At 34.7% G+C, this 15675-nt stretch carries 11 protein-coding genes and 1 CRISPR repeat array; all 11 genes read right to left on the bottom strand.

Features of this window, described 5'->3' with window-relative positions; genetic code table 11:
- Nucleotides 1-371: 371 nt before the first annotated feature.
- The gene (locus H8S17_RS03090) at nucleotides 372-1607 is read right to left on the bottom strand and encodes a hypothetical protein (protein ID WP_186866170.1); all 1236 of its coding nucleotides are present in this window, start codon (nucleotides 1605-1607) and stop codon (nucleotides 372-374) included.
- Nucleotides 1608-1616: 9 nt separating this feature from the next.
- Nucleotides 1617-2237, bottom strand: coding sequence for a TM1812 family CRISPR-associated protein (locus H8S17_RS03085; protein ID WP_186866169.1), 621 nt, complete (start codon nucleotides 2235-2237; stop codon nucleotides 1617-1619).
- Nucleotides 2238-2279: 42 nt separating this feature from the next.
- Nucleotides 2280-4130, bottom strand: a complete 1851-nt coding sequence (gene csx2 / locus H8S17_RS03080) for a TIGR02221 family CRISPR-associated protein (protein WP_186866168.1) — start codon at nucleotides 4128-4130, stop codon at nucleotides 2280-2282.
- A 327-nt stretch (nucleotides 4131-4457) separates the two neighbouring features.
- Nucleotides 4458-4613: a hypothetical protein gene (locus H8S17_RS03075; protein WP_186866167.1), complete on the bottom strand. Its 156-nt coding sequence runs from the start codon at nucleotides 4611-4613 to the stop codon at nucleotides 4458-4460.
- Between the two features lie 241 nt (nucleotides 4614-4854).
- Entirely contained in the window at nucleotides 4855-7122 is a 2268-nt protein-coding gene (csx2, locus tag H8S17_RS03070; RefSeq protein ID WP_186866166.1) for a TIGR02221 family CRISPR-associated protein, read from the bottom strand.
- 20 nt (nucleotides 7123-7142) lie between these two features.
- Nucleotides 7143-9293, bottom strand: a complete 2151-nt coding sequence (locus H8S17_RS03065) for a TIGR03986 family type III CRISPR-associated RAMP protein (protein WP_186866165.1) — start codon at nucleotides 9291-9293, stop codon at nucleotides 7143-7145.
- An 11-nt stretch (nucleotides 9294-9304) separates the two neighbouring features.
- The gene (locus tag H8S17_RS03060; RefSeq protein ID WP_186866164.1) at nucleotides 9305-9703 is read right to left on the bottom strand and encodes a hypothetical protein; all 399 of its coding nucleotides are present in this window, start codon (nucleotides 9701-9703) and stop codon (nucleotides 9305-9307) included.
- The gene (locus tag H8S17_RS03055; protein ID WP_186866163.1) at nucleotides 9700-11055 is read right to left on the bottom strand and encodes an RAMP superfamily CRISPR-associated protein; all 1356 of its coding nucleotides are present in this window, start codon (nucleotides 11053-11055) and stop codon (nucleotides 9700-9702) included. Before H8S17_RS03055 ends, H8S17_RS03060 begins: the two co-directional genes overlap by 4 nt.
- Nucleotides 11056-12600, bottom strand: coding sequence for an RAMP superfamily CRISPR-associated protein (locus H8S17_RS03050; RefSeq protein ID WP_207723346.1), 1545 nt, complete (start codon nucleotides 12598-12600; stop codon nucleotides 11056-11058). It lies immediately after the preceding gene.
- Entirely contained in the window at nucleotides 12600-13208 is a 609-nt protein-coding gene (locus H8S17_RS03045; protein ID WP_330595601.1) for an RAMP superfamily CRISPR-associated protein, read from the bottom strand. The genes H8S17_RS03050 and H8S17_RS03045 overlap by 1 nt, the downstream gene beginning before the upstream one ends.
- Nucleotides 13198-14796: a Cas10/Cmr2 second palm domain-containing protein gene (locus H8S17_RS03040; RefSeq protein WP_186866162.1), complete on the bottom strand. Its 1599-nt coding sequence runs from the start codon at nucleotides 14794-14796 to the stop codon at nucleotides 13198-13200. Before H8S17_RS03040 ends, H8S17_RS03045 begins: the two co-directional genes overlap by 11 nt.
- Before the next feature lie 393 nt (nucleotides 14797-15189).
- Nucleotides 15190-15667: direct repeats of the CRISPR family, unit length 37 nt; unit sequence GTGTCAATGCCCTATGTCGGGCGTTCTTCATTTCTAC.
- Between the last annotated feature and the right edge of the window lie 8 nt (nucleotides 15668-15675).

Here is a 15675-nt window from a genome sequence, read left to right as displayed (position 1 = left end):
CATTTGTGGGTGTCTCCTTTGAACGATGATTTGTCAACCGGCCAGTTAACAATCATTATTCTATGGGTGGCACTCATTTTTTGCAAACCGGTTATTTGTTACTTAACAGGAATGCTCCTTTTTTCTTTCCTTTCAAACTACGCAAATGTGATTGTCAATATAATTTCTTTTAACATATGTATCCCTCCTTTTTATTCAACTATCTCTTTTGCTTCAAGTGCAATTTTCGTGATTTTTAGTACGGTTTCGAGTATGACTTCTACTACCTTAATTGCTATTTCTTTTTCCATTTTTGTCCTCCTTGATTCTCTTTGATTTTTTCATCTTTTGTTTTACACCTATATATCAAAAATATGTCAAAAAAAGTAACATTAAAAATATTCTTTTTCCATAAGAACTAATTTTTCAAATTTATTCCAATGTCTTGTACGAATTGTTTTCATAGACTGACTCTTCTTGTCAGGCTCACTCTTTACCGCTGCATAATAGTGTACTAAAATTTCATCAATAAATTTAATCCCACCTTTAAAGAAACGTATATCCCCACTCTTTTCAATTCCAAGCTCCTGATATGTATGCAGTCTTTCCACAATCATATCATCTAAATCCATACACGGATTTAACATCATATAGTTCACGAATTCCTGATCCATTGCTTCATATATATCATCCAAATTAGCTGATAAATGTTCACTTGACAGTTCACGTCCAATCATAAAGTCAATTATTTTTGCAGAAATTGTTTCTGATGAAAGTGGCAGGATCACCGCCTTTATGAAAGTAAGGACAATATTAGCCATATAATATCTGGCAAATTCTGTTTCCTGACAAGTAGCATTCGTCGTTTCCCATAATTTCAAGATATATGGTCCCTTTGCTAAAATCCATACGAACTTGTGATGATCATACTTTTTGATGATTTCCTGTTTCTTTTTTTCTGCCTTTTTCTTCGTTTTTTCATCTTCAACAGAAGCATTTCCATAAAATGCTGTCCTATTTTCTAATTTTGATTCATTTAATTCTGCTGTACAGATATTACATAACTCTTTTTTCAAATCACTTCTGATATGCGTCATAGACTTTCTGGCATAATGTACAAAATCCCCTTTTTCTGCATCGTAATTTTTAAGCCAGCCAAAAATCTTATCATCTTTTGATCCTAATATCCTTTTTTGCATCTGTTCTTCAAAAAAATTTTTGATATCTTCTTCATATTGAGATTCACAATAAGCGGCAAAACCGGTATTTTCAAGATTTTTCTTTGTGGAATGCAGCCAAAAAGGGGTCAATTTCAGAATACTAAGCTTTATACTGCTAATTTCATTGAAACAATCTATTTTTTTGAAACCTTCTGCTAATTTTTTCTGACATTCTAATAATTCATGCTCAATATTTCTCAGATTACGTTCTTCTCCCTTTATATCCCCTGGCTGAACACAACCATTTCTACTATCTTCTAATATAGCAAATGCCTTTTTAATATTTTCGCATACTAAGGCATTATTCTGATACTTTCTGCGTAACTGATCATATTTTTCATTTAAAACATAATCACTATCTTCCGGATTACATTCAAATAGTTCATAATACATAGCTAAATCTTCCATTTAAGCACCTCATTCTTCTGTAAAATATAAAATATCCTGAATATACTTTAATGGATGTTCCATCTTCATAGCTGCTATATCATGTACTACTTCATCCATAACAAACAGACTCGTAATATCATAAATAACATTTATATTCCGTTCCCAGCTTTTTTGTCCATAAACAATACATCCTACATGCACATGTCTTACATTGCGAACCGCATAATTTAATGCCATCATTTCTACTATTGGAATTGGTTTTGTTCCATATGTCATACAGGCATATAAATCATCATTTTCCCCAATATGTTCAATCAATGACAAAAAGGTTTTTAAATGTGTCCCGGATGTTTCATCGAAAATAATTTCTATAATTTTTATTTCATAGATGATCCCTCTTTTTTCACACAACTGTGACACCTGTTTCTGAAATGCTTCATAATTAAGATCTGTTCCCTCTGCCTTCTGCTTTAAAACCAGTAATTCGATTTTCTCTCCATCGTTCACGTAACCATTTATTACGGGAACAATCGGAAAAGATACTGCCTCACCATATACTAATTTCGGATTATCCACTGCATCATACACGACTTTTTCCAATTCCCGTTGATTCACCTGCAATGGAATCGTACAAATAAATTTTTTCATTGTCTATCTCCTATACTCCAAAAATGTAAACGCTTTATTTCCTTATATTTTTCGTAACCCAACATTTTTTCCTTCCGGACAAACATATAAACGGCAGTCATACTCATGGTGTGATAAATCATTTATGATCTCTGTCTGTTTGATATATTCCGTACTTTTTAATACGACAATCAGTTCTTTTTTTGACAGTCCGTATTTCTGTATACAGTTATCTATATAGGAACGCATACTTTTTCTGAATTCTTTCCGTTCTTTTCCTGTCTGATCATCTTTCATATATTCACTTAACATATCTGCATCTGAATAAAAAATTTTTTCCAGAGTTAAATCTTCATACGTCTTTAAAATTGTCACCCAGTCTTCATCCCCTTCTTCCTGACCAAATACAAGGATTGCCTTTATAGGTTCTTTCAGCTGCTGTGACTGCTGTATAATCTTGATCTTAAACAATTTTACAAATTCAGTCTGATTCTGATCATATATCTTTTTCAATTTGAATAAATCTGTCTTAAACTTTTGGATGTCTGCTCCTATCTGATCAAGATCAGCCTCCGTTTTATCATGTAAACTATGTGCAAAAATATTCCTGATCTCTTTATAATCTTTAAGCTTTCCACCAAGGCTGCATACTACTTTCTCCAAAGGAGTATGTTCTTCTTTCTTTTTCAATTCTGCAGCAATATCTATAAAATATTTCTCTGCGCCTTCACGATATTTTCTTTCTTCACCTTTTACTAATCTTCGTGCTCTCATAAACGCAGGTGTTGTAATATCCCGTAATGCTTCTAATCCGGTTGCGAGTCCCAGTCCATTTCGATTTTGATTGAAAAACCATTGAGCAAGTAAAAATTTCAGATCTGCATCACTCATATTGTTTACTTCTAAGATATTACTTCCTTCTTTATCAAAAAATTTTTCTTCTAAAACTGTATGGATCATTTCCCGGACACCTGTATATCTTGAATCATCTGATTTTTCCGGGATCAGTTTACATAACTCTTTTAATTCTGTTTTTATCTTATCAAATGCATTTAACTGCATAGCTATATCGAATTTTTTCAATGTTTCCTTTAACTCATCATCTTCTGAAAGCATATTCAATAATGTAACCGAATTACCCGTATCTTTAAATTCTGTAACACCATTTGTCAGATCTAAGATATGTGCCAGATCATATAAATCTACGATCGGTGCCTTTTCATTTAACTCAGATCTCACCTCTACATTACCATAATAGATATGTTTTATCGCAATCTGATATTTTGTAATATTCTTAATATAATTTAAAATAACCAAGTTATATATTGGAAGGGAACGGAACGAATGTGTAATATCAAAAGAAATCTCATACTGATATCTTTCTTCTAAAGAATTTTCAATCCGTTTCAAAATATCATAATTCTCAATCAGTTCTTTCTCATTGATCCCATACTTCGTCAACCAGATATGTATTTCCGGTCGTTTGTCCTTATATGATCTGGGAAATCTTTTCCAGGATGGAATATGCGCAAAAGCAGTAGAAATCTCCTGCTCTAATTCTAAAAGTTTCTCTTTTGATGTAGTTACCCCATACTGCTTTTCCATATTTAAAAGCTGCAGGTAATCTTTATTCTCCATATAGGATAAATCTTCATTATTTTCTGTGATAAGGGATGCGTAAAATTGGGGCCATGCAGATTTTACTGTTCCAAGGATATAAATATCATCCGGCTTAACCAGATCAATAAGCGGTTCTGCCACGAAATTTGTTTTTGTTCCTTCGATATCGTCAATATTTTTCTTATAATCCTGACCTTCAAATGTATATTGTACACTGATGTATTCAGCTTCATTTGTATCTGACAGCCTACCCGTACCCAATGTAAGTAATAATATTTTTTTTGTATCTCTCATCTTAGTTCCCCACGCATTTTTCTTATGATTTCGTCTGTTTTTCAATATCTGTTCATAAATATCATAATCTTTCTAATGAGTATACGCAAGATGCTTTCTTACCGTATAACAAAACAAGTGACGTTTTATATTATATAAAAACATCACTTGTTCTTGATTCTCCCATCTTTATCATCTTCTGTGTCAAACCTTTGTCTGCATTGTAACCTTTTTCTTCTCATAAACATTCTTCTCCTTCCATATTAAAATACTATAATAGGTGGCAACGGTCTTGGAAATGGTATAGGTCTTGGCGTAATCACATGTTCTTTCATCATCTTTCCCTCCTTATAAACACTTCATAATTTCATACATCATGGTTTCTAAACATTCTAAAATAAGGACTTCCTCCTCTGTTTCTGGTTTTACTTCTTCAAATAACTTCATCACTTTCTTTTTCTTATGTTTGGTTTTTCCTGTTAATTCTAATATTTTTTCTTTCATAAAACTACCTCCTGATTTCTTATGTTTTTATGTGTTCCCCCCGGGCTTGTATATACTATATCCCGTTTTGCAGGTAACTTCCAGTGAACATTCTGTATTTATTTTTGTTACTGATTTTGTTATTTTATTATATATTTATCCAAATTATGTTACCTTTAAGGTAATGCAATATGAAATAATAAAAAGCTTCTCACTATCTTTGCAATAAATCTCTGCTAAAATAATGAGAAGCTCTTATCTCTTATGCATTTACAGCATCTTCTGCAATTTTCACAGCATCTTCTAACGTTTCTGCTACACACAAAAATCCATTAAAATGACAAAATGTAAATGTTTCAATTCCTGTCATCTTTACTAAATCCTCTTTTGCTGCACCACACCACGCTTTTGGAAATGCTTTTTTTAACTCTGTCGTATCAATCGTCTTTGGAACTGCCTGCACATTATAACCACCTCGGATTGATCTCATGATCACATAAAGAATATCGGTATCTACCAATGCTTCTTTCCAAGGCATTGCTTTTTCAAGAATCAGTATATGATCTTTCGCCTGTGAAATTTGATTTCTGACTTCTTCTGCTGCCTTCTTCTTACTGATCATCTTCTTGATCTGGCGTTCTAACATTTCTTTGGCAACATTGACTGCTTCCATAAACTGTTCATCCTGATCACTATCTTCATCCCATAAACTATTATATCCGGCTATCAGACTACAGACCGCCTCGTTTTCTCCGGTATTATCAGACAGATCTAACCTTTGAACAAATTCCTTATCAAAAGCTGCTGCCATCTCCTCCCCGACTAATTCCGGTCCATATTCTTCCCATAGCAAACCAAATGCGGCATATGGAACCCCATTTTCTCTGCTCTTACGATCAGCCTGATGATGATCGTATTTTCCATAACCTATATCATATACGATACCATCATAATCATCCGGCACTTTCGTTCCTCTTTCGATGACAATATCCGGATATACAATCTTTAATAAGGCTGTTGCAAAAACATCATCTGCATGAAATACGCCTGCGTGTGTGAAGCCCTTTTGCACGATGGATGCACTTTGTATATCCTTCATGTCATCAACAATTTTAACAAACTGATCAAAAGACTCTTTCAGCTTTCCCTCGAGCACCTCTGCCGTTCTGCAATCCTCGTTAAATCCCATATGATTGATATCATTTCGATATTGCTTTACCGACTGTGCTAACTTCAGTAACTCTTTTGGAATTTCCATGATTATACGTTTTACAATATCCTTCAGTGTATCATCCAGATTTGCATACGTAATTGAAAAATATCTATCATTTTGTGTAATATTCTCAAACAGTTCTTCCCGATCATCTGGTATTTCCTTTTTAGATGCTGTAAATATAGAACTAACAATATCTTCTCTATTTTTTAATACAATATCATCAAGACCATATCGTTCACATATATACGTTTTGATCGTTTCTTCTAATGCAGTATACCCCTGCTGTACCATACGATACCGGATACTCCAGCGAACAATCTCTATGCCAACCTCATAATCCCATTGGCAAGTATCAAAGGCATGAAACTTCTTGGTAGCATATTCGATCAATTTCATCATTGGAATGATATCTTTTCCCTTATTCATATCCTGACTATTCACATTTGATTTCAATCTTAAATATGCCTGCAATACACTTTTGGAGTCCAGATTTTTACGATTAGGTAATTTTAGAGAATTAGCACCTCTGCAGGTAGAAATTCCAAGTGATAGATTTTCCATATTATTAATAATAATATTCATTGGATTCCATTCACGCTTTTCTTCATCCGGAATCCGCCTGATACGGTCTTTATAGACCTCTTTCATCTTATTCACATTTCCATAATTCACAAAGGAATCCGCCGCATAAGTCCATTCCAAAATTTCATTAAATGTTGTCAGATCTATGATTGGTGCACATTTTTTTCCTTCTTCCACGCTATTATCCTCAGCATCATATGCACCATAATAAACAGCTTCTAAATGGCATTGTTTTAATACTTTTGCATAATTGATAACTGTAACTGCCAGCATCGGAATCGACCGGAAACTATGCGTAATATCAAATACCAGATCATCCTTTTCATCAATGCAGTCATAAATCTTTCCAAATACATCCCAGATCTCTGCTTCATTTTTCATATCCGGAATCTTTACACATTCTACACGATCTGCTATTTCCGGAAACTGTTCTAAAATAATAGAATGTAATCCGGATTTTTTTTCTCCCTCTTTAACAGATCCCTTCTTATCTGAAATCCATTTTGCAGCAAACTCTGCATCTCTGCCACTATATATCCTGTCATTCCAGTTTCTCACCTCGGAAAAATCAGTAACAAAAATGGTTACTTTACCGCTATCTTTGAGCTGATCTTTATACTCATTGATCACAGCAGCCTGTATAAATTCCGTTTCTATCGGTTCTTTCTTTCCCTGATAATAAACAGGTTCGTATAAACTCGTACCTAATACTGAAATAATATGTATACTCATAATGTCCCTTTCATGTGTCCTTACTGAATGGATACCTTGTATATGGTTTCATTATCAACTTTTATCTTTTTTAATTCCACAGTCACCTTTTTCCCTGCCGGAAGCATTTCTTTCATATTCTTTTTATTCAGATCATCGATTCCCTTTATATTCTCTAATGCTGTTAAAATATAATTTCCATCTATTAAAAATTTGACCTTTTTGCCTTGATATCCTTTGATCTCTGCCTGATAAACACTTCCTGATCTCAGTTCTTTTTTCTCTGCAGCTGTTTTCTTCTCTATCACCGGTTTTTCTACTATTTTCTTTTCATTCGCAGATCGTTCTGACTTTTTAATAACCTCGTCAATAGAGTCTAAAGGCCGCTTTCTGCTTTGATATTCCTTTTTATCTATGGACATATATCGGATCACATGATTATCCGGTATCAAATTCCGATCATGCATCTTAAAAAATGATTGAATACTGCTTAAACTATCAATGTCTTTTCCTCTTAGTTTTCCATTGATCTCTGATTTATACGCATCAATATAAGTCTTAATGTCACCAGTCATCATAGGCTGCCAGTCTAAAGTCTGATTTAAATCATATGCTTTTTCTGTATCAAAAATTTTTAATGTTACATCCTCTAAACCGATCACACCATAACCTAATGATTTACCCATTCCAATATTCATAAGACAGTCATCCTCTAAGCAGATACTCCATAACAAAAGTCCAAGTTCTGCCTTTGTTAAATTCTGGAAACGGACACTTCCGGTAAACCGGCTTCCTTCTTTTAACGGTTTCATGTGGGTAAATACTTTATCATTTTTTCCGGCATTACTGTAAGAATATGACTCCAATGTTTTATGTAACCAATATTGCTTTACTCCCCGAAGTTCAAATCCCTGCGTATTATATGTAGTTTTACCACCTTTTTGTACTAAATAATCCAGATAGCTTGTCGGTTTTGGTTCTCCGAGAATCACAGAACTTTCCTCTGATTTATTCACATTCCCACACAAGACAGCATCTGTAAAGGCAACCTTTGATTTATATCCAATATTCTCGTTTTTATCAATCGTTCCAAAAAGGGATTTTGCATAATCAAATGATTTTTTCGTTTGTTTATACCCCTCCTTAATTGTATGATCATAAAATAAACGCAGTCTTGGAGTAAATCCAAAATATAAATGATCTAACTGGATATAAAAGACCGGTTTGATCTCTCCGGTTTCAGGAAGATTATAATATTTTTTATTATTCCGAAGCGTATTTTTTTTCTTATTATAATCAATCTGAAATGCATCTACATCAGCCTTTGAAATCTGAATATGCTCCTTGCTTTGGTCCATTTTAGGAATGATGTATTTCGATTTTTTCTCATTCATATGTCCTGTACAAACTAAATATCCTTCATGCTTATATGTTCCGGGATTTCCCACTGCTGTAATTTGACGCGTATTTGTCACCTCATAAGATATATTATAATATCCTTCTGTATAATGTTGATTCGTAGTCCCTTTATAATGGATTCTTCCTCTATCTTGAATCTTTTTAAATCCATCTTTCATAACATGTTCCAAGCAGTTTGGATGTTCCTTAAAATAAGAAAATGATGTATCTTTTTTCCTCAAATCTTCAGCAATCGTTCTCTCACTAAGCACATAATAATTCATTTCTCCGAACTGATCTGAGATCTTATCAACTTCTGTCTGATAGATAACATACTCACTTCCAACTTTTTCAATATACCCTGCTTTTACATTCTTTAACACACTGACAGACTTACCATCACCAATATTAGCCGGTTCTGCCCCTAAAATCGCACCATATCCATCATCTTTTCCTTGTGCAGCAGCTACATTCCGGTACATCAGACGATAATCATCAATATCCTCACCAAAAGATGATAAACCTAAAATCTGGGTGTTGCTTCGGATCAATCCTCTCATGCTGCTTCCCGGAATCATATATTCTCCACGTTCATTTTTTACAAAATCCGGTTTTTCTTTTCCATCTGAAATAAAAATTGGCAATTTAGCAGTTGCTGTATAGGCAATTTCACCAGTAAGCAGTTCATGTTCTATCTTATCATGTGTCATCATCTGTTCTTTTTCCACAGATACTACATCTTTATAAAATGGCACAAAATTGTATGGTGCACCAACATAACCTGAATTTTCCATGTTTTCACCCCCTATTTCACGTCGACCAGTCTTGTATATGCAACATATACCTGACCATCTTCATCATAATCTAAATATTCTCTCTTTGTGATCCTGCTTCCAATCTTTTGGTATTTACCAGCCAGTCTATAGTCTTTATCAATAATGTCCTCTTTATTATTATCAATCATATTCTCCGGTTCCGTAAAACACACTGCCTGTAAGCCATCCTCTCCAGTAAATATATGGATCTGCATTGTTTCATCAAAGAAATATCCTTCTAAACATTCCTCCCAGCAAATCTCCGCTATCTGTTCTATCCTGTCAAAGATCACTTCGCTGATCTGATAAACTAAGGCATACTTCATCTTGGAAACCTGTACTTTTGCATCATCCAATGACATTACCCTGATCGCATCATCTATACTCATTGTGATACCTCCTTTAAAGCCGCCATAGCATACTGTATCATGTTGGCATCGTCTTCTATCTGAACATTTTCCTGATATGTAATCTTTGCCTTCTTATCATGTGAACTGACTACAATCTCAGAAATATCCATAAATCCCTTTCCTGTTGCAAATCCACTTCCCAATGTCACAACCTTACAAGCCAAATCTCTGACAGCAAACAATAATAATCCAAGAGTTGCATCAGGATGATTCCTGTCTGCGATATGAATTTCCAATTCCATATCACCAAATGCGTTTTTTTCTGCAAACAATCCCTGTTGAAAAACCCCACCAGTAAATTTATCAATATGAATCCGATGCCGTAAATCGACTGCATCATTTTCTTTTCGATTCCCTATTATGGTATCTTCAAAGATCAGATTACCAACATAACCTTCTTCGTCATTTTCTCCGGCTTTTCCAAAAGAATCATCTATCAGGAAACCTTTTCTAAGATATATGCTGATCTTTTCCATCTGACTTCGTATGGAACCTCTGAAAGAACTTCCCGGCACAATGTATTCACTCTTTGCATTACGGATATTTTCACTATCTGGTACACCCTCTCCAAATTCTGATACACTCAATCCTTTTACTAAGATAGTGCCTTCCGTTTTTCCTTTTATAACAACAGTATACTTATTCTTCCGATCTGTTACTTCCGGCAATTTATGGATCACTTCTTCATACGCAGTATCTGACAAAGATTCTTCTTCAAACCATTCTTTCCGATCCTGCTCCTTACTCATAAGAAATGATCTTTCTTTTACAGAAACAGGAATGATCTTTCCTGCCCCACTGCTTTTTTTCGCACCAAACTGTAGAAGTCCTGCTTTCATGGCTCCAAGCATTTCTTTTACAGCGTCCTCGAGAAATTGCGTTTCCTTTGTATCCACATACAGATAAAAAGCTGTTGTAAATTCGGCACCTTCGCCCACATATTCCATATTAAATTTCTGTCCGGAGAATTTATCCTCAAAAACACTCCCTGTCTTCCGGTCAATTTTTACATGTGGCCTAAGTTCCATTTTTACAGATGACAGATCAAATATTGCATCCATAAATCTTATCCGGCTTTGTTGCTCCGTTGTACTTTTATCATTGTCTAAATGATCTGCTCCGAATAATACCTCTGCTTTGATGTCCATACATTCTTCTACGTAACTGCGAAAAACACCTGCAATACTCGATGCCTGAATAAATGGGGATTTATCTACCGGATGAATCAATACATCTTCTTTTCCACCAATAGAACTGCCAATATGCAGAGGGCCTTCACATTTTGCACGAATCACGTATTTTACAATTTTATCATATTTTAACCCTGCCATTTATTTTACCCCCTTTCTGTTATCAAATTTCATCAACTCTAAAATGTAATCAATTTTCATTCTCTGTAATTCTTCTTCTGATATTAACTCGTCTACAGAAATTCCCATAATTTTTGTAAAATGTTTCATCCCTAATGTCTGTTCTAACGGTTGATCTAAAATAGGTAAAATTGTATCTTTTAACGCTTTAATACTGCTTTTTTGTTTCTGAACATTTGTATTTTGTTCTTTCTCCATGGCATGCGCAAAATACCGCTTTATCGTTTCCGTACCATAGGCATCATAACGATTTGCTTCTAACAATCCCCTGACATTTCCAATCTGGCTGTTATTCAAATTAATAGCATTAACACTAAATGCCTTATCTTCCTGCATCTCCTTAGCAATTTTTTCCTGCATCGCCTGAATGATCTCTTTCTTATAGTAATTCGATGCTAAAATTTTAAGATCCTGCATATCATTTCCATTTGGTGACTCTTGCGTAAAATCCTCTGCCCTATGTTTTTCTTCCATCTTAAACCGGATATTTTCATAGTCTTTTAAGAAAAGGACTCTGCCAAATCCTTCACTCTTTCTTACGCCAAGTCCCGACTGCATAATTTTGAGCATATTTTCAAGTGATGCACTTCCATCAAATTTTAGTTTAAAGACACTCCCCTGTTCATACATTGTGATTGATGGGATTTTACTGCCCCACGCACGGTTATAACCTTTCACATTGACTGTTGAGGTCGAACAGTATTCAATCCTAAGATTTGAAACGCCTAATTTTTCTTCTAAGTACTTTAAGTCCAATCCAACATATTCCCCTCTGTTATCCCTCATCGCTGTATTAGATAACAACATCATATAGCAAGTATTCTCTGCATCATCTGTCACTGCATATTCCTGATATGGAATAAAATCTTCCGGCATTTCTTTTATATCAAGCACCCGGCATTTTCCAAGCCCCTGACTTCTTGCATTGCCTAAAAAAATGTTTTTCTGAAATACTTCAAGGATAGCTTTTGCTAATTCTTCATCATCTACCTTGATATAACCTACAAACGTATGACCGGAAGTAATATATTCATTCCTGAAAACATTCTGTTTATCGTCCTGCTTTCTCTTATTGATCAGAATTTTCATATCAGAACCCGTCTCTACATTGTAATAATAAATACACTGATCTTTAAAATAGCAGAATTTTCCCAGACCCGCTCTTTTATTTCCATCATCAAATTCACCATTGATCACTACATTCTGTATCTCTTTTTTTTCCGTCACTACTGTTTTATCTTCGTAAAATCCCTTAGGTGAAGGCAGAAGTTCTCTGTTATTTTCATATAAATATGCATTCATATACACAATCTGACCGGAAATAAGGTCTCTTTTATATTTGTCAAACTGCTCCCCTAACGTATATACCAGTTGATTAACAATATATCCCCTGATCGTGGTACCCGGAATATATCGAAGTGTTACAGTCTGACCATTCTGGCTGGTACTGTCATCTGCAATTCTTAGAGGCTCATCATTTTTAACTATGTATCTGATATATTTCATTATGCACCCTCCTCAACCGATAATTTTATTTTTCCAAACCCCCGGTTTCTCATACTTCCAATCCATTTAACAGAATATAGCACTTCTTTTAACTCTGCTTCATCATCAGGATCGCATAGTACTTCGCTATACAAACACAGCCCCTTATCTACACATCTTGCCATTCTAAGACTTCCCGTTTGTGCTACACCATTTTCATTCACTTTTGTAAATGTCCGTACATTGGTAAATAGATCTAAAATCTGATCAGAAAAAATATTTCTGATATCATCCATGGAGGTATTTGAATTTTCATTACAAACTTCATCTAAGACCGCTTTTTTTACATAACCGGATATTTCAAAATCTGAAAATGTAATTTTATCTTCACTGACATCATCTCCATTTTCTCCAAATAATCTCGCAATCTGTCCGGCAATCTCTTTTTCATTCTTTCCAAGCCAGAACAAATATCGCTCATATTCTTCACGTATTACACCTTTAAATGTACTTCCCTTATAATAAGGAAATCCATATTCATCATGTAATACAGAAAGATCTTCTGCCCCCGGAACACTCATGCCATTTCCAAAAATAACATCCGATATCAATTCCATTTTAATCTTCACGAGCTACACCCTCCTCTAATGCAAGATAACTATCCATCAGTTCTATTGAATCGTACAATAAAGAATGTTTTTTTCCATCCATCTGCGTAATAAATGCCTCTCCTTTGACAGGTTTTCCTGTAAAAAGTTTTAACAGATCCTCATCTGTAACTCTATCTGCATCTAGCCGGTTCTCAATTAAAATATCTTCCATCCGGTTAAATATAAGATAGTTACTTGTTGCCTTCTCACCCTGCTTTAATGCAGCTCGTAATCCTTTAATCTTACCATTGCCATAAGTTGATCCATTCTTTTGAATACGTTTTATTATTTTTTTGAAATTCTCATATTTTTTGGCAGCAAACTTCCGATCATTTAAAATTTCCTCTGATGCCTTGATAATATACGGACGCAATTCCAAACGATTGTGATCTACGGTCGCATAACTTCGCCGTATTTCTTCTAAAGTATCTTTTAATTCGCCAAATTCAATATGCCAGTCTATTGCGGAAACAGATCGTCCATTATCTGCCGGACTGATCTGTGCTCCATACTTTTTAGCATTGCTGCAAAGCATTTCTGCTAATTCATAAGCCTTATAAAATGGATATTTCTGATGTACGATCGCAACACCTGCACAGGCAGAATAACCTTTATGATCTACACTATTTTTTCTTTCTGCTGCGGTCAGCTTTTCAATATAAATCCTCGCACACTCAATTCCAATACGTCCTTCTGTTACAAAACAGATATCATCTCCCGCTGTAATGATACGACGGACCGGAAATTTCTTTTCTTTTAAATCTAATTTTTTATCTAAATCCGCTTCTTTTAACTGCTGTGCAATTTCTTTTGCCATTTCCTTGTAAGCAGTTTTAAAGTCTTTATCAATGCTTTCTGAAAACTCCCTGATCGAATGTTTCATGTCATTCCACGACTGCCTGGTATCAGATTTTTTTAACAGATCATATAACTCTTCCACACGTTTTCCCATACCATTTCCATCGATATGGACGACTGCAATAAAATTAGACTCTCCTTTTGAACCACCTAATTCTTCAAATTTATAAACCGGTTGATAACCTACTGGTGTAAATTCTTTTGCTGTGGAATTATACTCAGATTCTTCAATCTTCTTTTTTGCATCAGATACACTATCTTCAGCAATGACATCTAATGTATCTGAATCAATCTTTTCCACTCCATAAGATCCCTGATGAAAGACTGCTGATCGAATAGATTTCTTTCTCTCTAATGCTTCCGTTAATTTCTTCAGGCAGTCCCGCATTGATGTATCATCATCAAATACCTGTGATTTAGCAAATACAACCAATCCGTCAAAATCACGATATATGGTCCTCGTAATCTTTGAAACCATCTCTTTCGCTGTATTTTCATCTGGAAATTCCAGTACTACATGACCTCCACCGGAATATACCATATTCTTATCGTCTGCATATGTCGTCTTTGCTAAAACCTCTGCTATGTAATCTGATCCAAGTACATATGCAATCACCGCAGAATTCACAATATTATTTTTCACTTTTTTACTAGAAAATATATAATTCTGCTTTTGAGATACTTCTAAGATTGTTAAACATCTTGACATTGATTACCCTCCCTTTTGTATTTTTTATATAACCTTAGTATGCGTACACTTATCTGTCAACAAATGCACAAACTTTCATTTGTACTATATTTTATCATATTACGACTCTTTTTTTACTAATTTTTTGGTTATTTTATATAGTTTTCTTACATATATCATTTTTTTATTTCAAAATGTAACATTTATATTATTTCACATAAAAAAATCCAGAATTCCATTTATCTATGGACTCCGGATCTTTTTAGATCATATTTTGTTTGCTGCGTTGGCAATTACATATTTTTGCTGTATAGATTTTACGACATAGCCGAATGTGGCAATGTGGATCAATGCCCTTGGGCGGGCTTTTTTTTGCAAACGCAAAGGCAGTTAGGAGAATAAATCACTAGTTGCGTGTCAATGCCCTGTATTGGGCGTTCTTCGTTTCTACGATTATGACCTTATGAGTCTTTATATAGACCTCTTGGCTGTGTCAATGCCCTATGTCGGGCGTTCTTCATTTCTACACCAATTGTATTGGAAAATGATTGCATCTCATATTGTGTCAATGCCCTATGTCGGGCGTTCTTCATTTCTACAAGGACAGATTAAAAGAAAACTTTTATCCATCTAAGGTGTCAATGCCCTATGTCGGGCGTTCTTCATTTCTACAGAAATAAACTCAAAAGAGTTAAAAGTAGATGACTTTGTGTCAATGCCCTATGTCGGGCGTTCTTCATTTCTACCCATATTATGTAGCCATAAATGAGAAGTTTTCAAAGGTGTCAATGCCCTATGTCGGGCGTTCTTCATTTCTACCACAGCCCGAAATAGAACAGAAAGAAGAAAAATTTGGTGTCAATGCCCTATGTCGGGCGTTCTTCATTTCTACCCTGACCT

It is taken from the genome of Roseburia zhanii (assembly GCF_014287635.1).
GTDB lineage: Bacteria > Bacillota > Clostridia > Lachnospirales > Lachnospiraceae > Roseburia_B > Roseburia_B zhanii.
This window is presented reverse-complemented; position numbering and strand designations above follow the sequence as displayed.